Origin of the sequence: Cupriavidus oxalaticus (assembly GCF_038900635.1) — a bacterium.
Classification (GTDB): Bacteria; Pseudomonadota; Gammaproteobacteria; order Burkholderiales; family Burkholderiaceae; genus Cupriavidus; species Cupriavidus oxalaticus_B.
Genome location: NZ_JAYMRX010000060.1, coordinates 1 through 2194, shown reverse-complemented (window position 1 = coordinate 2194; position 2194 = coordinate 1). Strand labels below are relative to the sequence as shown.

2 protein-coding genes are annotated in these 2194 nt (G+C 71.0%); both read right to left on the bottom strand.

Features of this window, described 5'->3' with window-relative positions:
- Window positions 1–1538: ABC transporter ATP-binding protein (locus tag VSR71_RS34900; RefSeq protein WP_342917897.1), on the bottom strand; the 1538-nt coding region annotated here is incomplete at its 3' end.
- Window positions 1538–2194: ABC transporter permease (locus tag VSR71_RS34895; protein WP_342917896.1), on the bottom strand; the 657-nt coding region annotated here is incomplete at its 5' end. The genes VSR71_RS34895 and VSR71_RS34900, both read right to left, overlap by 1 nt.

Below are 2194 nucleotides of genomic sequence, written 5' to 3'. Positions count from 1 at the left end.
GGATGATGCGGCCCCCGGTCATAGTCCGCGTGCGCCACCTGGGTCAGCTTGCGGCCGTGCTGCATCACCACGATCTCGTCGCAGATCGCGCGCACAGTGTGCAGGTCGTGGCTGATGAAGAGGTACGAGACCCCCAGCTCCTTGCGCAGCTCGGCCATCAGGTCGAGGATGGCGGCGCCGACCACGGTGTCCAGCGCCGAGGTGATCTCGTCGCACAGGATCAGCTCGGGCTCGGCCGCCAGCGCACGGGCCAGGTTCACCCGCTGCTTCTGCCCGCCGGACAGGCCGCCCGGCGTGCGCTGCGCCACGCCCGCCGGCAGCCGCACCAGGTCCAGCAGCTGGCGGATCCGCGCGCGCTGCGCCTCCCCGCGCAGGCCGTGGTAGAACTGCAGCGGGCGGGCCAGGATCTCCTGGATGGTGCGCGCCGGATTGAGCGCGGTATCGGCCATCTGGAACACGATCTGGATGCGGCGCAGCTCCTCGCGGCTGCGCTCGGCCACGCTCGGCTTGAGCGGGCGGCCGTTGAAGGCGATGCTGCCGCGGCACGGGGCCACCAGCCCGGCGACGGCCCGCGCCAGCGTGGTCTTGCCCGAACCCGACTCGCCGATCACGCCGATGGCCTGGCCCCGGTACAGCTTCAGGTCGACCCCCTCCAGGATCTTCGCCGCGGGCTGCCCGTGCGCGTCGAGCGGGCCGTAGCCGGCCGACAGGTCGCGCACCTCGAGCAGCAGCGGGCTCTTGTCCGGGTCCACCGGCGCGCCGGGGCGCTCGGCCGGGCGCGCCGCGGCCAGCAGGCAGCGGGTGTAGTCGTCGCCCGGCTGGTACAGGATCTGGTCGGTCTCGCCCAGCTCGCGCATCTTGCCATCGCGCAGCACCAGGATGTGGTCGGCCACCTGGGCCACCACGGCCAGGTCGTGGCTCACATAGACCGCGGTGGTGCGGCGCTCGCGCACCGCGCGGCGGAACACGCGCAGCACCTCGACCTGTGTGGTCACGTCCAGTGCCGTGGTGGGCTCGTCCAGGATCACCAGGTCGGGGTCGGTGATCAGGGCCATGGCCGCCATCAGGCGCTGCAGCTGGCCCCCGGACACCTGGTGGGGATAGCGCTGGCCGATGGACTCGGGATCGGGCAGCGCCAGCTCACGGTACAGCGCGATCGCCTTCTGCTCGGCCGCCTTGCGGTCCATCAGGCGGTGGATCAGCGCCGGCTCGACGACCTGGTCCATGATGGTGCGCGAGGGGTTGAACGAGGCCGCGGCGCTTTGCGCGATATACGTGATGTTGCGCCCGCGCAGCCGGCGCTGCTCGCCCGGCGGCAGGTGCAGCACGTCGGTGGCGCCCACCCGGATGCTGCCGGCGATCTCGCAGCCGTCGCGCGCAAAGCCCATCAGGGCGAGCGCGGTGGTGGTCTTGCCCGAGCCGGATTCGCCGATCAGGGCCAGCACCTTGCCCGGCGCGATCTCGAAGTCGACGCCGTCGACCAGGGTGGCCGCTCCGGCGGTGATGCGCAGATTGCTGACTGTTACGGACGTGCCCATTATTTCCCCCCACGTGCCGAGCGGCCCGGCAGATTGTCGATGACCAGGTTGACCGCCATGGTCAGGCTGGCGATGGCCAGCGCCGGTGCCACCACGGCCATGCTGCCCTCGGCGAGGGCGCCGATGTTCTCGCGCACCAGCGAACCCCAGTCGGCCTCGGGCGGCTGGATGCCCAGGCCGAGGAAGCTGAGGCTGGCGAGCAGCAGCACGACGTAGACGAAGCGCAGCCCGAGGTCGGCCAGCATGGGGCCGACGATGTTGGGCAGGATCTCCTGGCGCATGATGTAGGCGGTGCCTTCGCCGCGCGTGCGGGCAACGGTCACGTAGTCCATCGCGTTGATGTTGACCGCCAGCGAGCGTGCGATGCGATACGCGCCGGGCACGTAGATGATGGCCGCGGTGATGGCGAGCATCCACACCGAGGAGCCGAAGGCCGCGACCATGATCAGCGCGAACATCTTGCTCGGGATCGCGGTGAGCGTATCGAGGCCGCGGCTCAGGCAGGCATCGATCCAGCGGCCGCTGACGGTGGCGAGCAGCGCGAGCGTGATGCCGATGCCGCTGGCGCACAGGGTCGAGACCAGCGCCAGGCAGACGGTATAGCGCGCGCCGAGCAGCACGCGCGCGAGCATGTCCCGGCCCATGTAGTCGGTGCC